Below are 15,867 nucleotides of genomic sequence, written 5' to 3'. Positions count from 1 at the left end.
GCTTTTTGTTTCCAAAATGAGATAAAACTTTCAGCCGAATCCTCCCTATAAAGTTGCAAGAAAATACGAAAGTGTCGCTTAAAGTGGATATTTAACCGCAAGAAATCAAAGAAAAAGTAAAACAATGCGAGGATAGCTTAGGAGTTCGATAAACTTAGCCCATGGAAAATGCGCACAACTCCCCCACCCCGCCCTTCTTCGAGCTTGGCGAACTAGCCGAAAGACTCGGCATCAAAATTATCGAAATTAACGAAAGTAGTGCGCAAGCCACTATGCCTGTGGCCGGAAACCGGCAGCCGGCAGGTTTTCTAAACGGAGGGGCCACCGGCACCCTGATTGAAACTCTGGCTTCACGAGCCGCCAACCAGCTGGTCAACCCGAAGGGCCTAATTGCCGTCGGGGCTGAGCTGCACGTTTCCCATCTACGACCAGCGACTAAAGGACACGTCACGGCCGTCTCAAAACTGGTTCATCTGGGGAAGACGACCAGCCTATTTAGCGTGGAAGTGTTCAACGAGGAAGAAAAGCTTACCGCCACCGGTACGCTGCGGTGCAATCACATTCCCAAGCCAGCAGAATCAGGCGAGCCGGATAGGAAATAACACCTCACGGTGATCCTCCCGAACCAAGCGAAATAGGCGGAGAGAAGTACTCCTGAAAGGAGCTTCTCTCCGCCTATTTAACGATTCAGCCTTGTGGTACCGTCAATACCTTCAGAGTTAGAAGGTTATTCGTCCTCGCTGACCTGCTCGATAACTGCATCTGCAACCTCGCGCATGGAAAGGCGACGATTCATCGAAGTCTTCTGAATCCAACGGAAAGCTTCCGGCTCACTCAAACCCATCTGCGCCATGAGCAGACCCTTCGCCCGGTCAACGCGTTTGCGAGTTTCAAAACGATCCTGCAGATTAGCGATTTCATCCTCAAGGGCAATCACTTCTGCCTGCCGTGAGAGGGCCACACGAATCTGAGGCAATAGATCATTAGGAGTAAAGGGCTTAACTAGATACGCCATGGCACCAGCATCAGCGGCACGCACCACTAGTTCTTCTTGTGAGAAAGCGGTTAGCATAACAACGGCAGCGGTAGTTTCTGACATGATCTTTTCAGCCGCAGTAATGCCGTCCATCTTGGGCATCTTGACGTCGAGGATGCATAGATCAGGCTCTAGCTCAAGGGCGCGCTCTACAGCTTCTTCACCATCTGCGCATTCGGCGACCACTTCATAGCCGGCCCCCAACAGGGTCTCTACGATATCCATGCGGATTAGCGCTTCATCTTCGGCTACTAGGATCCGCTCCCCCTGGGGTGCATCAGGATTCTTCGTTGATTCTGTATTACTCATGTCCTTAACTATATTACTTGCAGGCGGGTTACGCTTGGTTTATACTTTTCTTCGCTGTCCAAAACGTATTTTTACGTTTCGGAAAGCCTCGGTGGCCCAACTGGCAGAGGCGGTCGACTCAAACTCGGCATGTTGTGGGTTCGAATCCCACCCGAGGTACCAACCAAATACAAAATAGGCGCTCACAAAAGTGAGCGCCTGTTTTTATACCCGGGTCCCATCCCCGTAGGCAGGAACCTTAGGCGATGAACTCAAGCCCTAGGTAGTCCATGGCAGAAGCACGCATGGTTTCGTTGGCTAGGTCATCGATCGCCTGTTCAATGCGATCGTCATGTAGATCCTTAAACCAAGGACGGATAGTCTGGCCTAGGGTTGCTAGATTGAAGTTGTGAGCTTCAAAGCTACGGTTTACATCCCGTACACTGATCATGTTATTCATATTTTCTCCATTCAAGTATTTGCTAGGTAGGCAACGAAGTTTGTGCCGGCAGCCTAGCAGCTATTTTCAGTAGACCCGTTTGGTCCACTATTGGGTTTTGAACTCGAATAATCGTAGTTATTGGCGTTCTACGCGAGCGTTGCGGAACTTCCGATTTTCAAGCTGTCCCAGTGTTTTCAAAGGTTCTGGGTGATCTGACTGGTGGAATGAAAGCTTGGTGCTTTTCAGCCAGAAGTAATAGTCTATCACGTTTGTATCAGATTCTCATTTCGTAGTAATTAACCGAGCGGCCAAGGGTTTTATTCCCTTTCGGGAAACCCTTGGCCGCTCGTTCAAACTTAATGCCCTAACTCAGCTACGGTAATCGACATCATCACCGATGGTGTGAACACGAATCGAGTTAGTGGAACCGGAAGTGCCCGGGGGCATACCAGCCACGATTACGATCTGGTCGCCAGGCTCAGCCATATGGGTAGCCTGTAGAACCTGGTCTACCTGCCAAACCATGTCATCGGTGTGCTTGACTTCCGGAACCCGGTAAGTCTCAACGCCCCAAGAGAGAGCCAGAGTGTTTCTGGTTGATTCCAGCGGCGTAAAGGCCAACAGGGGAATCGGCGAGCGCAGACGCGACATTAGCTTAGAGGTGCTACCAGTCTGGGTGAAGGTGACCATGAACTTAACGTCCATCATCTCAGCGATCTTTGCGGCCGCGTGGGTAATAACACCTGGACGGGAAGGTACGAAAGCGCCTAGTTGGGAGATTCGCTCACCACCGTTTTCTTCCACGTTCTCAACGATTCGAGACATGGTACGGACGGCTTCAATCGGGTAGGCGCCGACCGAGGTTTCGCCGGAAAGCATGACTGCATCGGCACCGTCAAGGATAGCGTTTGCACAGTCAGAGGCTTCTGCACGGGTCGGACGGGGGTTCTTGATCATCGATTCAAGCACCTGGGTGGCCACGATTACGGGCTTGGCTTCACGACGAGCTAGTTCGATGGCGCGCTTCTGGACTAGCGGTACAGCTTCCAAAGGCATTTCCACACCTAGGTCACCACGAGCGACCATGATGCCGTCAAAGGCCTGAACGATGCCCTGAAGATTTTCTACGGCCTGAGGCTTTTCAATCTTGGCGATAACCGGAACGTAGCGTCCTTCTTCTTCCATGATCTGGTGAACATCTTCAATGTCAACAGCGGAACGAACGAAGGAAAGGGCGATAAGGTCAGCGCCCAGGTTCAATGCCCAACGTAGGTCTTCCTTATCCTTTTCGGAAAGTGCGGGGACAGAAACGGCCACGCCAGGAAGATTTAGACCCTTGTGGTCAGAGACGAAACCGCCCACCTCAACGGTGGTCACGACGTCGGTATCGGTAACTTCTACCACGCGAACCGCAACGTTACCGTCATCGATTAGAAGCCGATCACCGGGGCGGCAGTCGCCCGGTAGCCCCTTGAAGGTTGTCCCAACGCGTTCCTTGGTACCTTCGATGTCTTCGGTGGTGATGGTGAAGGTATCGCCGTTATTTAGCAGTTCCTTACCATTCTTGAAGTTTCCCAGACGAATCTTAGGGCCCTGCAAGTCAACTAGGATGGCGACCGCGCGGCCTGATGCGCGTGCTGCCCGACGAACTTCCTCATAAACCTTCTCATGTGATTCTTGAGAACCGTGACTGCGGTTAATACGAGCCACGTCCATGCCAGCATCAACTAGAGCCTGGACTTGAGAGGGACTGTCCGTTGCCGGACCGATAGTGCATACAATCTTTGCGCGACGCATAGCTTAAGTTTTTGCCCTTCGATAGTTGCGAGCTTGTACTAATAAATAGTCTAGTGCAAAAAGTCGGATTATGGGAACAGGTTGTGCCCTATTTCCCTGCCCGTTCTCTTTCTGCTTCTTGCCAAGATTCTACTTCCTTAGTAGTCAATGTGCTTGGTTCGGCACGGTATTTTGCCCAGAACCAACCAAGGATGCCCACCAAAACCCAAGAAAGCGCAAACCATGACGCCAATCTAAGCGGCCCCACCCAGTGGGCGGGCTCATCGATTCGGACGTTCTCAATCCAAGCGCGTCCCAAACCGTAGACAATCAGATAGGCCCAAGCCAACTGGCCAGCATAGAGCTTCAGGTGCTTACCCATCCAGACCAAGACCAACGCGCCCAGTAAATTCCAAATCAATTCATAGAGGAACGTGGGATGAAAAAGCGTCCCCGAAGGGTAACCAGCCGGCAAATGAGCATCGTCAATCTGCAAACCCCACGGCAAGGTAGTTGGCAATCCAAAAAGTTCCTGATTGAAATAGTTTCCTAAACGACCCACCGCCTGCGCCACCAACACCGCCGGGGCCAGCGAATCAAAAAATGGGGCCACTCGAGCATGGTGATGACGCATAACTAACCAAACCGTGGCGCAACCCAAGATGATTGCCCCCATAATCCCCATCCCACCAAGCCATACCTGAGGGATCAACCAAAGAGAACCGGAAGGTGGGAAATATCTGCTGGGAGAGGTAGCTACCTCGTAAAGCCGACCGCCGATAATACCCATGGGAACCGCCCAAATGGCAACTTCCCAGATCAGTTCCGGATCTCCCCCACGGTCAGCATAACGTTTGTTACCCCAGAACAGGGTCAGCAAGATACCGCAAAGAATGAATAGTGCATAGGCCCGCAACGGCAAAGGCCCCAAGTACCAAACACTCTGAGACGGAGAAGGAATAGAGAGGGGAAGAGTAAACAAATTATCCTGCTTTCACCAAAGCTAAAACATCAACCAAAATAATCAACGGATCCTTACCATTACCCAAATTAGCAGGCACGACGGTCAAGACTCTAGATCCAACCGGGGAATCAACCAGTTCCGCAGCCACCGGAGCCATAATATCGACCACCGGGATTTGCACTGGGAAACCGCCATTCTCCCACGTGGACTCAAGCACTTTCTTTTCTACCGGATCGTAAATCAAATACTGACCAATCACGGTGTCTCCCTTAGAGACCTGATCGCCCTCGCCCGTAACCACCTGCGCGGCCCAAACCTCTTGCAGCTTAGCCGGATCCACATCAATAATTTTCCCTGGCTGATAAGGCGCTTCCACCCAAGCCGGGGCGCCGACGGGCTTCATTTTTGACTTCCCAGTAGGTGCGGTAGGCAGAATGTCCACCACCGCGATTTCAGAAGATTTCTCTGTCCCAGTGCTGGTATTACGGACGAACAAGATCCGGGATCCTTCGGTCGCACCGATAATGCCACTTAGCAGATCCGGCGTAAGCAGTTCATCATCTGCCCTTCCAGCGAGAAGGGCGGGACCCGTTTCCTTGCCGGTCACCTTACCGGTACTGCCATCGAAAGTAGAAACAGCTAATAACACCGGTCCCCCAGCGACAATCTGTCGACCCGTGCCAGAAACGATCACATGGCGGCCCATCTGGGAGTTATTTACCGGGGCGTCAAGCTTGACTACCAAAACCGCCCCGGGGCGTCCCTCAACCTCAATCCCCAGCGAGGAGCTACCCGAAGTAGCTACCAAAGGACGGAAAATCCAGAAGGTTCCAACCAAAGCCGCAACCACCAGTAAGACTATTAGTACGCTCAAAACCGAACGCACCGGTCGAGGCTTAGGTCGCGCTTCTGGCGACCGGTCACGACGTCTACTCCGTCGTGGCACCTCAACCTCTGGGGCGGACATGGATGCCTCCGTTCTGATAAATGTCTTAAATCTTTACTCAGGTAGTCTACCCTAGCCGGCTGAAAAACCGCCGCCGGTTACGGGCAACCATAATATTTTAAAGTGGGAACCAGGGTTCCTCATTGAGGGCCGCAAGAAAGCGCGGGACCTGTTCACTGTTGGTAGCAAAAGGATCCGGTAGATCAACTGCTGCCCCACCACCAGTAAGGGCCACCCGGAACCAATCAACCGAAAGTTCCCGACCTGCTTGACGCGCCGCGGCAATCAATTCAGACCTCAGGTTGGCGCGCGTTTCAGTGGGAGCTTCGACCAGCGAACGGCGAATATTCCCGGCGGGGATCAGCAGCGGAAGGATCCCCTTAGCGTGCAGTTTAGCGGCTAGAGAAGCGGTGAGTTCGTGGTAGAGAAAATCTACCCGCTGGGCCTCAATCCGAGTTAAGGAGGGGTGCCGTTTGGCACTGCCAATTAGCAGTTTGGCCTTGGCCACCCAATCCAGCTGTGAGAGCAGCTCTCCCCCATTGGGATCAGCCAGTTGTTCGCAGGCGCTAAACCAAAGCTGAGCGAATTTTTGCGGATCAGACAAACCAGGCACCTGCCAGTCAGTCTTTCGGGCACCACAGCGTTCAGCAATCGCGATCAAGTATTCAGAAGCCTTAAGCTCCTTGCCAGAAGTCAAGGTCAGCAGAAAATCAGCGCCCAAGAATCCGTGGCTTGCAGGTTTGCTTTCAAATGCTGTCTGCGGACTCTGTGGGAAACCAGGATTTACACCGGACTCAGCTCCAGATGAATCTAGGGACTTGGAAGCAGCAGCTACACCGTGACCAATACGCTCCTGTAGGGATTGATTGGCTGACATGCTAAGAGCCCGGAGTTGAGTAAGCGGCTCAGTCAAAAGGAGATCATTGAAGGAAATCCCCGCTTCCAGAGCGGAAAGTACCATAAGTACGCCGCCGATTTTGAGATACCCGGAAAGCTGTGAAATATTCGTATCCCCGGCAATCACGTGCAGACGCTGATATTCGCCCGGATCGGCTAGGGCCTGATCGCGAGTGTTAACGATTGGTCGTTCTTGCGTCGTCCCAGAGGAATACTCTCCCGTAAGTTGCTCTGCCCGAGCTGAAATCACGAAACGCCAATCTTGGGACTCTGGAACTGGTAACACTGCACCAGCCCCAGTTAGTGCCGTCCGAGCTACCAAAAATGAGGTCAGTGCGGTTGTGAGAATACGACCAGCCTGAAAGCGCCGAAGCAGATAGTTCTCATGGCATCCAAAGGAGTTACCGGCCGCATCAAGATTGTTTCTTAACAACGATACTTGCCATTGAGGCTGGCGCTGTTTGAGCTCTGACACCAGACCCAGCAGCAGTTGATCTCCCGCTAGATCTTGAGCCAGCAATTCCTCTACCGTGTCGCACTCGGCAGTCGCATATTCCGGATGTGCCCCAACATCAACATAGAGGCGTCCACCATTGGTTAGGAAGGTGGCAGATTGCTGGGAGAAATCAGGCCCGTGGGCAAAGAGCTCCCGCGCTGCTCGTGGAGCGGAAAGTAGCTTCCCCTGTTCATCACGGACAATCAGACCATATTCGGTCTCTAGCCCAAAGATTCGACGGCCGTTAACGCCCGTGGTGGGCATCATTCGCCACCCTGTTGGATGTAGGAATCCACAAACTCTGCGGCCCCCGAAGACAAAACGTCATCAATTTCGTCAAGAATACTATCTACCTCGCTGGCATCTGATTGCTGCGCGGCAACCGAAGCGCCCTCGATAGCCTTATCTAAGGCTTCTGATTCTTGAGCTCCCAATTCCTGGGACTGATCCTGTCGCTGAGCAAAGATTCTTTCTTGTGCCATTTGCTTCCTCCAAACCTATTACTAAAAACTAAGACTAAATACTAAGCTCCACAAGCTGATTCTGATAGGGAACCAAAGCCTGCACTAATTCTGTGGGCGAAGCTGATCTCCAAAATTCCAAAGGGTGTTGTTCTAAGCCGGCAGATAGTAGCGAAAGCACAAGGTTTCCAACGCGGACAACTGCCCATCCGACCTCGCTAACAACGGGATTTTCAACTAGGGCACTACGAACTTGAGCACGCCAAGAAAGATCAGAGCCTAAGAGGTTTTCCTCTGACATCCCTGGAACGGGACGGAAACTTCCACGGGCCGCTAACTTGAGAGCTGGAGAACTCTGGGGGTTAAGATCCGCCCAAGCAAGATCTAGGGCGAACAGTCGCGGATCTGACCAATCACTCTGGTAGCGTTGACGAGCACGCTCAAGCAGCTGATACTTTGCCACCCATTCCACGCGGTCAGCTGCGGACCAAAGATCACGCCCCAGATCAGCAAGCACCTGTTCCCAATCAGCCATGAACTGCTGGACACTCTGACGTTGAGCGCTGTTGAGCCAACGCTCCTTTACGGTCTGCGCGACATTCAGTGAATCGACGTTAGCCGAGTTATTCAGCTCTGCTTCAAAACTAGCTAGTTCTTCCGCCACCATTTGTAGATAGTCACCCGCTAGTTCCAGAGCCGTCACGGACTGTCCACCACGTAGTTCCACCGAAGCGGTCAAAGTAGTATCGTGAGAAATCTTCTGAACCTCTAGCACGGCATCAACTAAAGCCATGCCTTCGTCTTCTAAGGTAAGACCGCGAAGACAGCGTCGCTCCAGCGCCCAGAGGACTAGCGAGGTAGAGCCGACTCGAAGATACGTAGAATAGTCGACTTGATTAAAGTCCCCCACAATTACGTGCAGTCGTCGCCACTTGCTGGCATCATCGTGCGCCTCGTCTCGAGTATTGATGAGCGGACGATTAAAGGTAGTTTGCAGACCGGTTAGGCATTCGACATAGTCGGCTCGCTGGCTGATCTGGAAGTTTTTCACCGCCCCCGCGGAACCGACGCCCAAGCGTCCAGCACCACAATAAACCTGCCTGGAAACCAGATGACCGGCGAAAAGGGCGGCCAGATCCCCGAAATCTACCTCCCGAGAAATACGATAGTTTTCATGGTGTCCCCAAGTTGATCCCTTACCGTCCACATTATTGCCAAATAGTCGCCAACGGTTACCAGCTAGGGCCTGTGCTTCGCGCACCATTGACAGCATCTTCTGATGTTCTTGAATAAGAGCTGGGACCGTCCAGCACTCCGGGGTCGAGACCTCTGGGTGAGCGTGATCGACATAAAAGCGGCCACCATTCGTGGTGACAACGTTAGAACGTAAAGCCGGACGCTGTGCCGCAGATTCCTGATGTCCTCCGCAAGGGGCCAAAGGCAGATCCAGCTTAGCTAGCTCGGCTTCCATATCCACATTCGGATCCAAGTCCAAAGTGGGATCATAATCGGTGAGCTGAGAGGGATCAGCCACCCTTCGATCCAAGTCTCCCATGAAAATATCGCGCAGAGGCGTTTCAGCCGCATAGCACCAGCTAGGTAACTTCGGGTAAGCATTCGCGTAGGAGTTAAGCAAATCTAAACAGGCCGTTACCTCACTACCTCGGGTACCAGCTTGGGCAGGCATGATCCCCAATTCTGATTCCATTCCCAGAAGCATCGAACCTGGGAAGCTACTGGGAAACTCACGCTGTGAGCCCGGAACTGCATTCTGGACTGTCGTCTCTGTTTCCTCTGCCATCGATTTTCTCCCTACTTATTTGCCTCGGGTAAAGCACCTGCAAAGCAGGCCTCCCAAGTAGTAATTTTTCGGCCCCGTAAACCTGCCGTCGGAGCATAAACACTGGGCTTACTGGCAGCTGCCAACTGGGCCAGCTCCTGGACCTCCGACTCAGCGGCCTGCCAGAGTTCAGAACGAGAGATCCCTAAGGCTTGTCCATCCAAGGCAGCCTTGACCGCAAGTTGCTTAGCACGATTAGCGATTGCTGCTAGGGCGGCGCCAGAGAGCAAATCCTTTGCCATCAGGTAGCCACGCTCGCCCTCAGCCGTTTCAATCTCAAGGACCCGATTAGCAGGATCATCCGCATAGAGAGCCGCCGCCAAATCAGCAATCAAAGCAGCTCGATCAATGCCTTCAGCGAAAGGAATCTGGGCGCCCAAGTGAATCCCAAGGATTTCCTGTGCTCCCGCCTGATCAGGTCGCGACACCTCAATCCGGACGTCCAGACGTCCACCACGCAGCACTGCCGGATCAATCATGTCCTCACGGTTAGAAGCACCGATCACAATGACGTTCTCAAGTGTTTCTAAACCATCAAGTTCTGCCAGGAACTGGGGCACCACCGAAGTTTCCAAATCGGAAGAAATACCTGAACCACGGACCCGGAACAGGGCCTCCATCTCATCAAAGAAGATGACCACCGGACGAGACGCCGTAGCCAGTTGGCGGGCCCGCGCAAACAACGCTCGCAGCTGACGTTCGGTCTCACCCACATATTTGTTAAGCAGCTGGGGACCCTTCAAAGAAAGGAAATAAGCCGGCTCCCCCTCTTCAGGATTCGCCAAAGCGGTCGCAATCGCCTTAGCGATCAAAGTCTTACCGCAACCGGGAGGGCCATAAAGCAGGACCCCACGAGGTGGCCGCAAACCAAATTTCTTAAATAGTTCCGGCTGGCGGAAAGGCAGTTCCACCGCGTCCCTAATCGCCTGTACCTGGGGGCCCAAACCGCCCACCTCGGACCAAGCAACCTCGGGAACCTCCGGGGAAAGTAACTGCTCAACCCGCTCACGGGGTACTCGCTCCAAGGCCAGAGCTGCCGGCAGATCAACCATGAGCTCTTCACCCACGCGCAACGCACCCGAACGTAACGGACCCGCTAAAGTCACCAACACTTCTGAACCATTAGGAGTAGTAACAATCACCCGATCCAAGCCACGCAATTCGGTGATCACGCACAAAGTCCCCTCGCGGGCTGCGGGAGCCGTCCCCACCATCACCATCTGATCATTCAAACGGACCCGCTGGCCGGTGCTCAAAGACGCTAAATCAACCCCGGGGGCAACCTGGACGCGCAAACGGCGACCCGAGAGGGCAACCTCAGCTTCCCGCTCCATCGCATAGCCAGCAATAAAGAAGCCCAGTGAGGAAGGTGGAACCCGCAAGCGAGCAACCTCGTCACGCAAAAGCTCAAGCTGTTGACGCGCCTTAGCCAAGGCCCCAGACGTGCGTTCCAACTGGAGTTGAAGTTCGGTGTTTTCCACCTCAGACAAAGAAATCAAGCCTCCTGCGTTGATTCATCAGCTAGCCAATAATCCGTCCGGGCCTGCAAGTCACGCGCTACCCGGCGAACCTTTTTATCAGAAACGGGACGCTCCCCTACCTGTTCTGGGGACCAGTCGGTGACCTCATCCCACTGACCGTCTAATCCCTGAGCTTCCTTCGCGGGACGACGCGAGACCGGCGGTGGAGTCACGCCCTGCGCCAAACGACGACAGGTAATCAAGAAACCAGTATGAGCCACCATGCGATGCTCAGGGCGAACCGCCAAGCCCTCCAGGTGCCAATCACGAATCTGAGACTCCCAAGCGTGCGGTTCTGTAAACAGTTGCGTCTTACGAATGTCCTCTGCCAAACGAGAAAGCTGAGTCACGGTCGCCACATAACAAAGCAAAACGCCACCGGGAGCCAGTGCATCCGCACAAACCTGCAAGTTCTCCCAGGGAGCCAACATATCCAAGACGATTCGATCAATCGAATGCGGCTCAACTGCAGTCGGGAGGACCTGTGCTAGGTCGCCCACCTGAACGTCCCAAGCCGGATGGCGGCCACCAAACCACAGGTCCACATTGCCTTGGGCGATCTGCGCGAAATCTTCCCGGCGCTCAACCGAAAGCAAGCTACCCTGCGGGCCGATTGCGGAAAGCAAAGAGAGGGTCAAAGCGCCGGAACCAACACCGGCCTCAACGACGCGCGCACCGGGGAAAATATCCCCAAACTGAATGATCTGTGAAGCGTCCTTAGGGTAAACCACGGCCGCGCCGCGAGGCATCGACATCACGTAGTCCGACAGCAAGGGCCGCACCGCCAAGTAGGTGGCGCCCTCCTTCGTGGTGACGACCGTGCCTTCGGGCTGGCCTAGTAGCTCATCATGGTAAAAAGAGGTCTTATGGGTATTAAAATAACCGCCCTCTTGCAAAATAATCGTGTGCATGCGGCCCTTGTGGTCCGTCAGCTGCACGCGATCACCCGGACGGAAAGGCCCGCGGCGGGAAGCCTGTCCCATGGGGGTAGAAGCCGGCGCAGCGCCCTCGGCAACCGACTCAAAGCGCTCAGAATCAAGCTCAGACATACAAAAACCTTCCCAAAACGATTCGCTAAACCACCAGCCGGCGCCCCACGAAAAGAAAAATACCAACACCCATTTTACCCACAATCTCAAAAATCGTTATGCCCGCAGACACAGAAACCGTTATGGTGTCAGACATGGAAGAAAGCGCAAAAACTGTTCACAACCCGACTCTGTCATACTCGAGACTCAAAGAGTTCAAACAGTGTCCCCTGCGCTATCAACTCTCCATGGTTAACCGCATCCCACAGCCTCCTCAAATGCACCTTGCCTTCGGTACCGCAGTTCACCAAGTGCTTGAGAACCTATACGCTCTGCCCCGCCCCGAACGTACCCACGAGGCGGCCTTGGCAGATATTCCTGAGGCTTTCCGTTTTACGATGGATGAGCACCCCGAATATGAAGAACTCTTCGAGACCGAAGCAGAAAAAGAAGAGCTACAGGGCCGGATTCGCACTGTCATCGACAAGTACTTCCTAATCGAGAACCCCAGCCTCCTAATTAATGCCGGGCGAGAATTAGAAGTGCAAGCAGTCACCGATGAGGGGGTTAATATCCGCGGTTTTATCGACCGGATCGACCGCAATCCCAATGACGGTTCGCTGCGGGTGGTTGACTACAAGACTGGCAAAATGCCGCGGCCACAATACCAACAAGACGCGCTGGACCAACTTCGCTTCTATGCCCTGCTGCTTACCAAAGCTAAAAAGCAGACCCCTGCACGGACCCAGCTGGTGTATCTAGAAGCCCAGCAGATCTTGCCACTCGATCCCCAGGGACACGACCTCTATGGGATTGAAAAGACCATCAACCAAACTTGGACACGTATCGAAGAGGCCCTAAACAAACGCTACTTCACTACCCGGAAAGGCCCCCTGTGCAACTGGTGCCCCTTCCAAGAATACTGTCCCGAATTCGGTGGGAAGACTCCGGAAATGCCGGAAGACAGGATTGAATATCTACTTCAGATTCGCAGCCAAGACTAAGGAATCAGGCTACTAATTCGCGTAGTTTGGCTTCATCCAGTTGGTGAAGGGATTCAAGGACGGTAAGACCCGGCTGCGGCTTTACCTGTGTCATACAGGGAATACCTACCGCATGAGCTCCGGATGCGACAGCACTAGCCACTCCAGAATTCGAATCTTCCACCACTACACAATCTTCAATCGCTACCCCTAGTATCTGGGCAGCCGTCCGGTAGGGTTCAGGATCCGGTTTTTGATTCTCCACCTCGTTGCCGGCTAGTGAAACCGCGAAACGTTCCGGGCCCACAGCCGCCAGCATTTTATCCAGGAAGTCACGGTGCGATGAGGTCACGATCCCCACGGGAATCCCCAAACGATCACAAAGATCAAGAAGTTCAAAGAAGCCCGGTCGGTATAGGATTCGGTCACCTTCAAAATGATCAACCACATACTGAAGGAGACGACGTTCTAAGATTTTTGGATCGGTATCGGTAGGGATCCAGTTCGCAAACCATTCAGCGGTGGAGAGCAATGAGGTTCCTACGAAGTTCGCTCCCTGGGCCGGATCGAATTCCCGTCCAAAGCTCTCTGCTAGTTTGACTTCTGATTCAATCCATAAGGGCTCAGAATCGATGGAGGTGCCATCCATATCCAATAGGACAGCCGCTGGCAGACCACTATTCGTCACAGGGGTTTCCTTTTCTTGTGTCAAGTTCAGACTCCGATTGCGTTAGCGTGTAGGACCCCGGTCAAGAGGAGGACTGAAACCACTGCGGCAAGCCCTAGACGATACCAAACAAAAGGCATAAACGACTTGGTCGAGATTAGTTTCAAGAACCAGACGATAACTGCATAACCAACTACGAAACAAACAACAGTGGCTAGAAGCGTCGGGCCCCACTGAATTTCTCCGACTGTCGGGCCAGAAAGTACCTTAGCGACTTTATAAAGACCGGAAGCGAATACTGCGGGCATTGCCAGCAGGAATGAGTAGCGGGCTGCGTCGGGACGTTTAAAGCCCATGAGCCGGCCAGCGGTAATCGTACCGCCAGAGCGTGAAACGCCAGGAATTAGAGCTAAAGCCTGGGCGCCACCGTAGGCTATTGCCTGTCCCCAAGTCATCTTATCCAACGTCTTCTCGCGTTTACTCCAGCCATCAGCTAAGCCCAGCAGGGCACCAAAGAATGCCAGCATGAACACGGTAATCCAGAGGTTTCGGAAAGTCGTGTCAATCCACTTTTCCAGTAGCAGGCCTAGGACCCCAATGGGGATGGAACCGACAATAATCATCCAGCCTAGACGAACATGCGGGTCGCTACTGGGTAGGTGCCCTTCCCCAACCCAGGGCATGGAGCGGTACCAGTGAGTTAGGATCTGCCAGATGTCTTTCCAGAAATAGATTAATACCGCTAGCTCCGTACCAATCTGGATGATCGCGGTAAATGCTGCACCCGGATCCCCGATACCTAAAAGATCAGAGGTGATCCGCAGGTGAGCGGAGGAAGAAATCGGTAAGAACTCCGTTAGGCCTTGGACTAGGCCCATGATGGTGGCGTACAAGTAATCCATACGCACCAGCTTAACGGTTGTTAGTCCTCGTCGTCGTCTTCGTCATCCTCGTCGATTAAAAAGTAATCCTCATCATTATCTTCTTCGTCTTCATCATCTTCATCGTCTTCGTCATCCAGCAGGACAACGTCGTCAAGATCATCATCGTCTTCGTCTAGATCATCATCATCGGTGATCATATCGAAGGGAAGCTCAACCTCATAGGCGGTAAAGAGGACATCATCGTAGGTGAAGAAGGCATCACGTAAGGCCAGTTCCGCTGCCTCTAGGTCTTCTAGCGGCAAATCAGAGCTGGCGATTTCCAGATGATTCTCTAGCGCATTGATCAGTTTTTCCAGTGCGAGCTGCGGTTTATTAGCCATGGTTTGAGTCTAGCGGGAAAAACCTCTGTTAGTGGCCTGAACTGAGTCCACATTTGATAACGATTTTGCCACTAAAACGAAAAACCCCCGAAATCGGGGGTTAATCGCTATTTTTAGTTTGTATTAAGCAATCAAGATCACGGTAGACGCAACTGCGAGCGGATCATGGACACCATTAGGTCAGTGCCCTTAATCTGAGCAGTTTCTTCCGCACCGACGATCTTCACTGAGCCATCGGGCTCGACCAGCTGAGAAGCACCGCCTTCAGGGCCGAGGGGCAAAATGACCCATTCCTTACCAGCTGAGTAGGTGGTGGAAGGAGAACGTCCTTCAATCTGGTCACGGATATTAGCTACCACCACGCGGGCATGTGCACGTGCGGCGTCAGCGCGCTTAGATTCGTCAACGTTGGTGATATCGCCAACCGCGTAGACGTTCTCACGCCCCTTGACGCGTAGGTACTTATCAACCTCGATCTGACCATTGGGACGAAGCACATCAGAGAACTCGCGGGTTAGATAGCCGGAGGCAGTCTGGGAACCATAGCACTGGAACCACATGTCAGCTTCGATCTTTTCACCGGCGGTAGTTTCAACCTGGAAACGAGAAAGCGCACCCATGTCGATCGGTGGCTGGTATGCCAGTCCGGCACCAGTTAGAACCTTAATGCCGCGTTCCTCGAGTTGCTTGCTGATGATTTCGCGTAGTTCATCGGTGTAGTCGTGGGTTGAGAGGATCTGATCGGCCTTTTCAACCATGATGATCTCTAGATCGGGGTAGGCGCTTGAGAGTTCGCCGGCGAATTCGATGCCCACGGTACCAACGCCGACTAGCAAGACTTTCTGGGCATCCTTGAGGTTTTCACGAGTCTGATCCAAGCGAGCCAAGGCTACTGCGGAGCGGGAGACCATGTGCTTGGCCGGATAGGGGTAGGTGGAACCAGTAGCAAAAACAATGTAGTCAGCTTCAATCGGGTCATGACCGGCAACTAGGACCTTGTTGCCCTCCACGCCCATGGCGGGCGCATTTACAACCTGGCCATTACGTAGAAGTCGGTTGTACGGCATAAAGATAGCCCGGGACCAAACTGGATCGACTGCGGCGCGAAGTGCAGCTGCGTGGTGAACGAACTGATCCTTCTGCTCAACTAGGGTTACGTCTGCAATATCATCGAGGCCGCCGGCAACGGTAATACCACCGTAACCGCCACCAACTACAACTACACGTGCCATAAAATTAGGTACCTTTCACGTTTTGAA

General features: G+C 53.2%; 16 protein-coding genes and 1 tRNA gene. 3 read left to right on the top strand and 14 right to left on the bottom strand.

The features are described from left to right. Positions 1–161: 161 nt before the first annotated feature. Complete coding sequence (locus BSR28_RS03830; RefSeq protein ID WP_073713389.1) at positions 162–602, top strand: PaaI family thioesterase; 441 nt, start codon at positions 162–164, stop codon at positions 600–602. A gap of 125 nt (positions 603–727) precedes the next feature. Here BSR28_RS03830 and BSR28_RS03825 read toward each other — a convergent pair whose 3' ends face one another. Continuing rightward, a complete protein-coding gene (locus tag BSR28_RS03825; RefSeq protein WP_073709039.1) occupies positions 728–1,345 on the bottom strand; it encodes an ANTAR domain-containing response regulator in 618 nt (205 codons plus the stop codon). Positions 1,346–1,430: 85 nt separating this feature from the next. Here BSR28_RS03825 and BSR28_RS03820 point away from each other — a divergent pair. Continuing rightward, positions 1,431–1,507: transfer RNA gene (locus BSR28_RS03820), tRNA-Leu, on the top strand. A gap of 76 nt (positions 1,508–1,583) precedes the next feature. On the opposite strand, the gene BSR28_RS03815 is transcribed toward BSR28_RS03820, so the two are convergent. The 9 genes from BSR28_RS03815 to BSR28_RS03775 all read right to left on the bottom strand — a co-directional run bounded on the left by BSR28_RS03815 (position 1,584) and on the right by BSR28_RS03775 (position 11,715). Continuing rightward, a complete protein-coding gene (locus BSR28_RS03815) occupies positions 1,584–1,784 on the bottom strand; it encodes a hypothetical protein (protein ID WP_073709038.1) in 201 nt (66 codons plus the stop codon). A gap of 351 nt (positions 1,785–2,135) precedes the next feature. Continuing rightward, positions 2,136–3,563 carry a pyruvate kinase gene (gene pyk / locus BSR28_RS03810; RefSeq protein ID WP_073709037.1) on the bottom strand — a complete coding sequence of 476 codons (1,428 nt, stop codon included), beginning with the start codon at positions 3,561–3,563 and terminating at the stop codon, positions 2,136–2,138. A gap of 88 nt (positions 3,564–3,651) precedes the next feature. After that, positions 3,652–4,524, bottom strand: a complete 873-nt coding sequence (gene lgt / locus BSR28_RS03805; protein ID WP_073709036.1) for a prolipoprotein diacylglyceryl transferase — start codon at positions 4,522–4,524, stop codon at positions 3,652–3,654. Between the two features lies 1 nt (position 4,525). Beyond that, complete coding sequence (locus BSR28_RS03800) at positions 4,526–5,473, bottom strand: hypothetical protein (protein WP_143237567.1); 948 nt, start codon at positions 5,471–5,473, stop codon at positions 4,526–4,528. Positions 5,474–5,570: 97 nt separating this feature from the next. Then, positions 5,571–7,112 (bottom strand): proteasome accessory factor PafA2 family protein, encoded by a 1,542-nt coding sequence (locus tag BSR28_RS03795; protein ID WP_073713387.1) that lies wholly within the window; start codon positions 7,110–7,112, stop codon positions 5,571–5,573. Next, on the bottom strand, positions 7,109–7,327 hold the full coding sequence (locus BSR28_RS03790; RefSeq protein ID WP_073709033.1) for a ubiquitin-like protein Pup: 219 nt from the start codon (positions 7,325–7,327) through the stop codon (positions 7,109–7,111). The genes BSR28_RS03795 and BSR28_RS03790 overlap by 4 nt, the downstream gene beginning before the upstream one ends. Positions 7,328–7,361: 34 nt before the next feature. After that, a complete protein-coding gene (locus BSR28_RS03785) occupies positions 7,362–9,107 on the bottom strand; it encodes a proteasome accessory factor PafA2 family protein (RefSeq protein WP_073713386.1) in 1,746 nt (581 codons plus the stop codon). An 11-nt stretch (positions 9,108–9,118) separates the two neighbouring features. Then, complete coding sequence (arc, locus tag BSR28_RS03780) at positions 9,119–10,627, bottom strand: proteasome ATPase (RefSeq protein ID WP_233120611.1); 1,509 nt, start codon at positions 10,625–10,627, stop codon at positions 9,119–9,121. A 14-nt stretch (positions 10,628–10,641) separates the two neighbouring features. Further along, positions 10,642–11,715 carry a tRNA (adenine-N1)-methyltransferase gene (locus BSR28_RS03775; protein ID WP_125899185.1) on the bottom strand — a complete coding sequence of 358 codons (1,074 nt, stop codon included), beginning with the start codon at positions 11,713–11,715 and terminating at the stop codon, positions 10,642–10,644. A 98-nt stretch (positions 11,716–11,813) separates the two neighbouring features. On the opposite strand from BSR28_RS03775, the gene BSR28_RS03770 reads away from it, so the two are divergent. Beyond that, positions 11,814–12,698, top strand: coding sequence for a RecB family exonuclease (locus BSR28_RS03770; RefSeq protein WP_083563012.1), 885 nt, complete (start codon positions 11,814–11,816; stop codon positions 12,696–12,698). Positions 12,699–12,702: 4 nt separating this feature from the next. On the opposite strand, the gene BSR28_RS03765 is transcribed toward BSR28_RS03770, so the two are convergent. From BSR28_RS03765 to BSR28_RS03750, 4 genes are all read right to left on the bottom strand, one after another. Continuing rightward, entirely contained in the window at positions 12,703–13,389 is a 687-nt protein-coding gene (locus BSR28_RS03765) for an HAD family hydrolase (protein ID WP_158020319.1), read from the bottom strand. Positions 13,390–13,391: 2 nt separating this feature from the next. Continuing rightward, complete coding sequence (locus tag BSR28_RS03760) at positions 13,392–14,246, bottom strand: undecaprenyl-diphosphate phosphatase (RefSeq protein WP_073709028.1); 855 nt, start codon at positions 14,244–14,246, stop codon at positions 13,392–13,394. A 20-nt stretch (positions 14,247–14,266) separates the two neighbouring features. Further along, positions 14,267–14,608, bottom strand: coding sequence for a hypothetical protein (locus BSR28_RS09015; protein WP_073709027.1), 342 nt, complete (start codon positions 14,606–14,608; stop codon positions 14,267–14,269). A 137-nt stretch (positions 14,609–14,745) separates the two neighbouring features. After that, positions 14,746–15,840 (bottom strand): FAD-dependent oxidoreductase, encoded by a 1,095-nt coding sequence (locus BSR28_RS03750; RefSeq protein ID WP_073709026.1) that lies wholly within the window; start codon positions 15,838–15,840, stop codon positions 14,746–14,748. Positions 15,841–15,867: the final 27 nt, after the last annotated feature.

Origin of the sequence: Boudabousia liubingyangii (assembly GCF_001907245.1) — a bacterium.
Lineage (GTDB): Bacteria > Actinomycetota > Actinomycetes > Actinomycetales > Actinomycetaceae > Boudabousia > Boudabousia liubingyangii.
This window is presented reverse-complemented; position numbering and strand designations above follow the sequence as displayed.

Bases quoted from the DNA above. Each gene is read 5' to 3' on its own strand.
- BSR28_RS03785 (WP_073713386.1), bottom strand. From the start codon at position 9,107: ATGGCAGAGGAAACAGAGACGACAGTCCAGAATGCAGTTCCGGGCTCA.
- BSR28_RS03815 (WP_073709038.1), bottom strand. From the start codon at position 1,784: ATGAATAACATGATCAGTGTACGGGATGTAAACCGTAGCTTTGAAGCT.
- pyk (WP_073709037.1), bottom strand. From the start codon at position 3,563: ATGCGTCGCGCAAAGATTGTATGCACTATCGGTCCGGCAACGGACAGT.
- BSR28_RS03770 (WP_083563012.1), top strand. From the start codon at position 11,814: ATGCCCGCAGACACAGAAACCGTTATGGTGTCAGACATGGAAGAAAGC.
- BSR28_RS03790 (WP_073709033.1), bottom strand. From the start codon at position 7,327: ATGGCACAAGAAAGAATCTTTGCTCAGCGACAGGATCAGTCCCAGGAA.
- BSR28_RS03800 (WP_143237567.1), bottom strand. From the start codon at position 5,473: ATGTCCGCCCCAGAGGTTGAGGTGCCACGACGGAGTAGACGTCGTGAC.
- BSR28_RS03760 (WP_073709028.1), bottom strand. From the start codon at position 14,246: ATGGATTACTTGTACGCCACCATCATGGGCCTAGTCCAAGGCCTAACG.
- BSR28_RS09015 (WP_073709027.1), bottom strand. From the start codon at position 14,608: ATGGCTAATAAACCGCAGCTCGCACTGGAAAAACTGATCAATGCGCTA.
- BSR28_RS03830 (WP_073713389.1), top strand. From the start codon at position 162: ATGGAAAATGCGCACAACTCCCCCACCCCGCCCTTCTTCGAGCTTGGC.
- BSR28_RS03795 (WP_073713387.1), bottom strand. From the start codon at position 7,112: ATGATGCCCACCACGGGCGTTAACGGCCGTCGAATCTTTGGGCTAGAG.
- BSR28_RS03750 (WP_073709026.1), bottom strand. From the start codon at position 15,840: ATGGCACGTGTAGTTGTAGTTGGTGGCGGTTACGGTGGTATTACCGTT.
- BSR28_RS03825 (WP_073709039.1), bottom strand. From the start codon at position 1,345: ATGAGTAATACAGAATCAACGAAGAATCCTGATGCACCCCAGGGGGAG.
- BSR28_RS03775 (WP_125899185.1), bottom strand. From the start codon at position 11,715: ATGTCTGAGCTTGATTCTGAGCGCTTTGAGTCGGTTGCCGAGGGCGCT.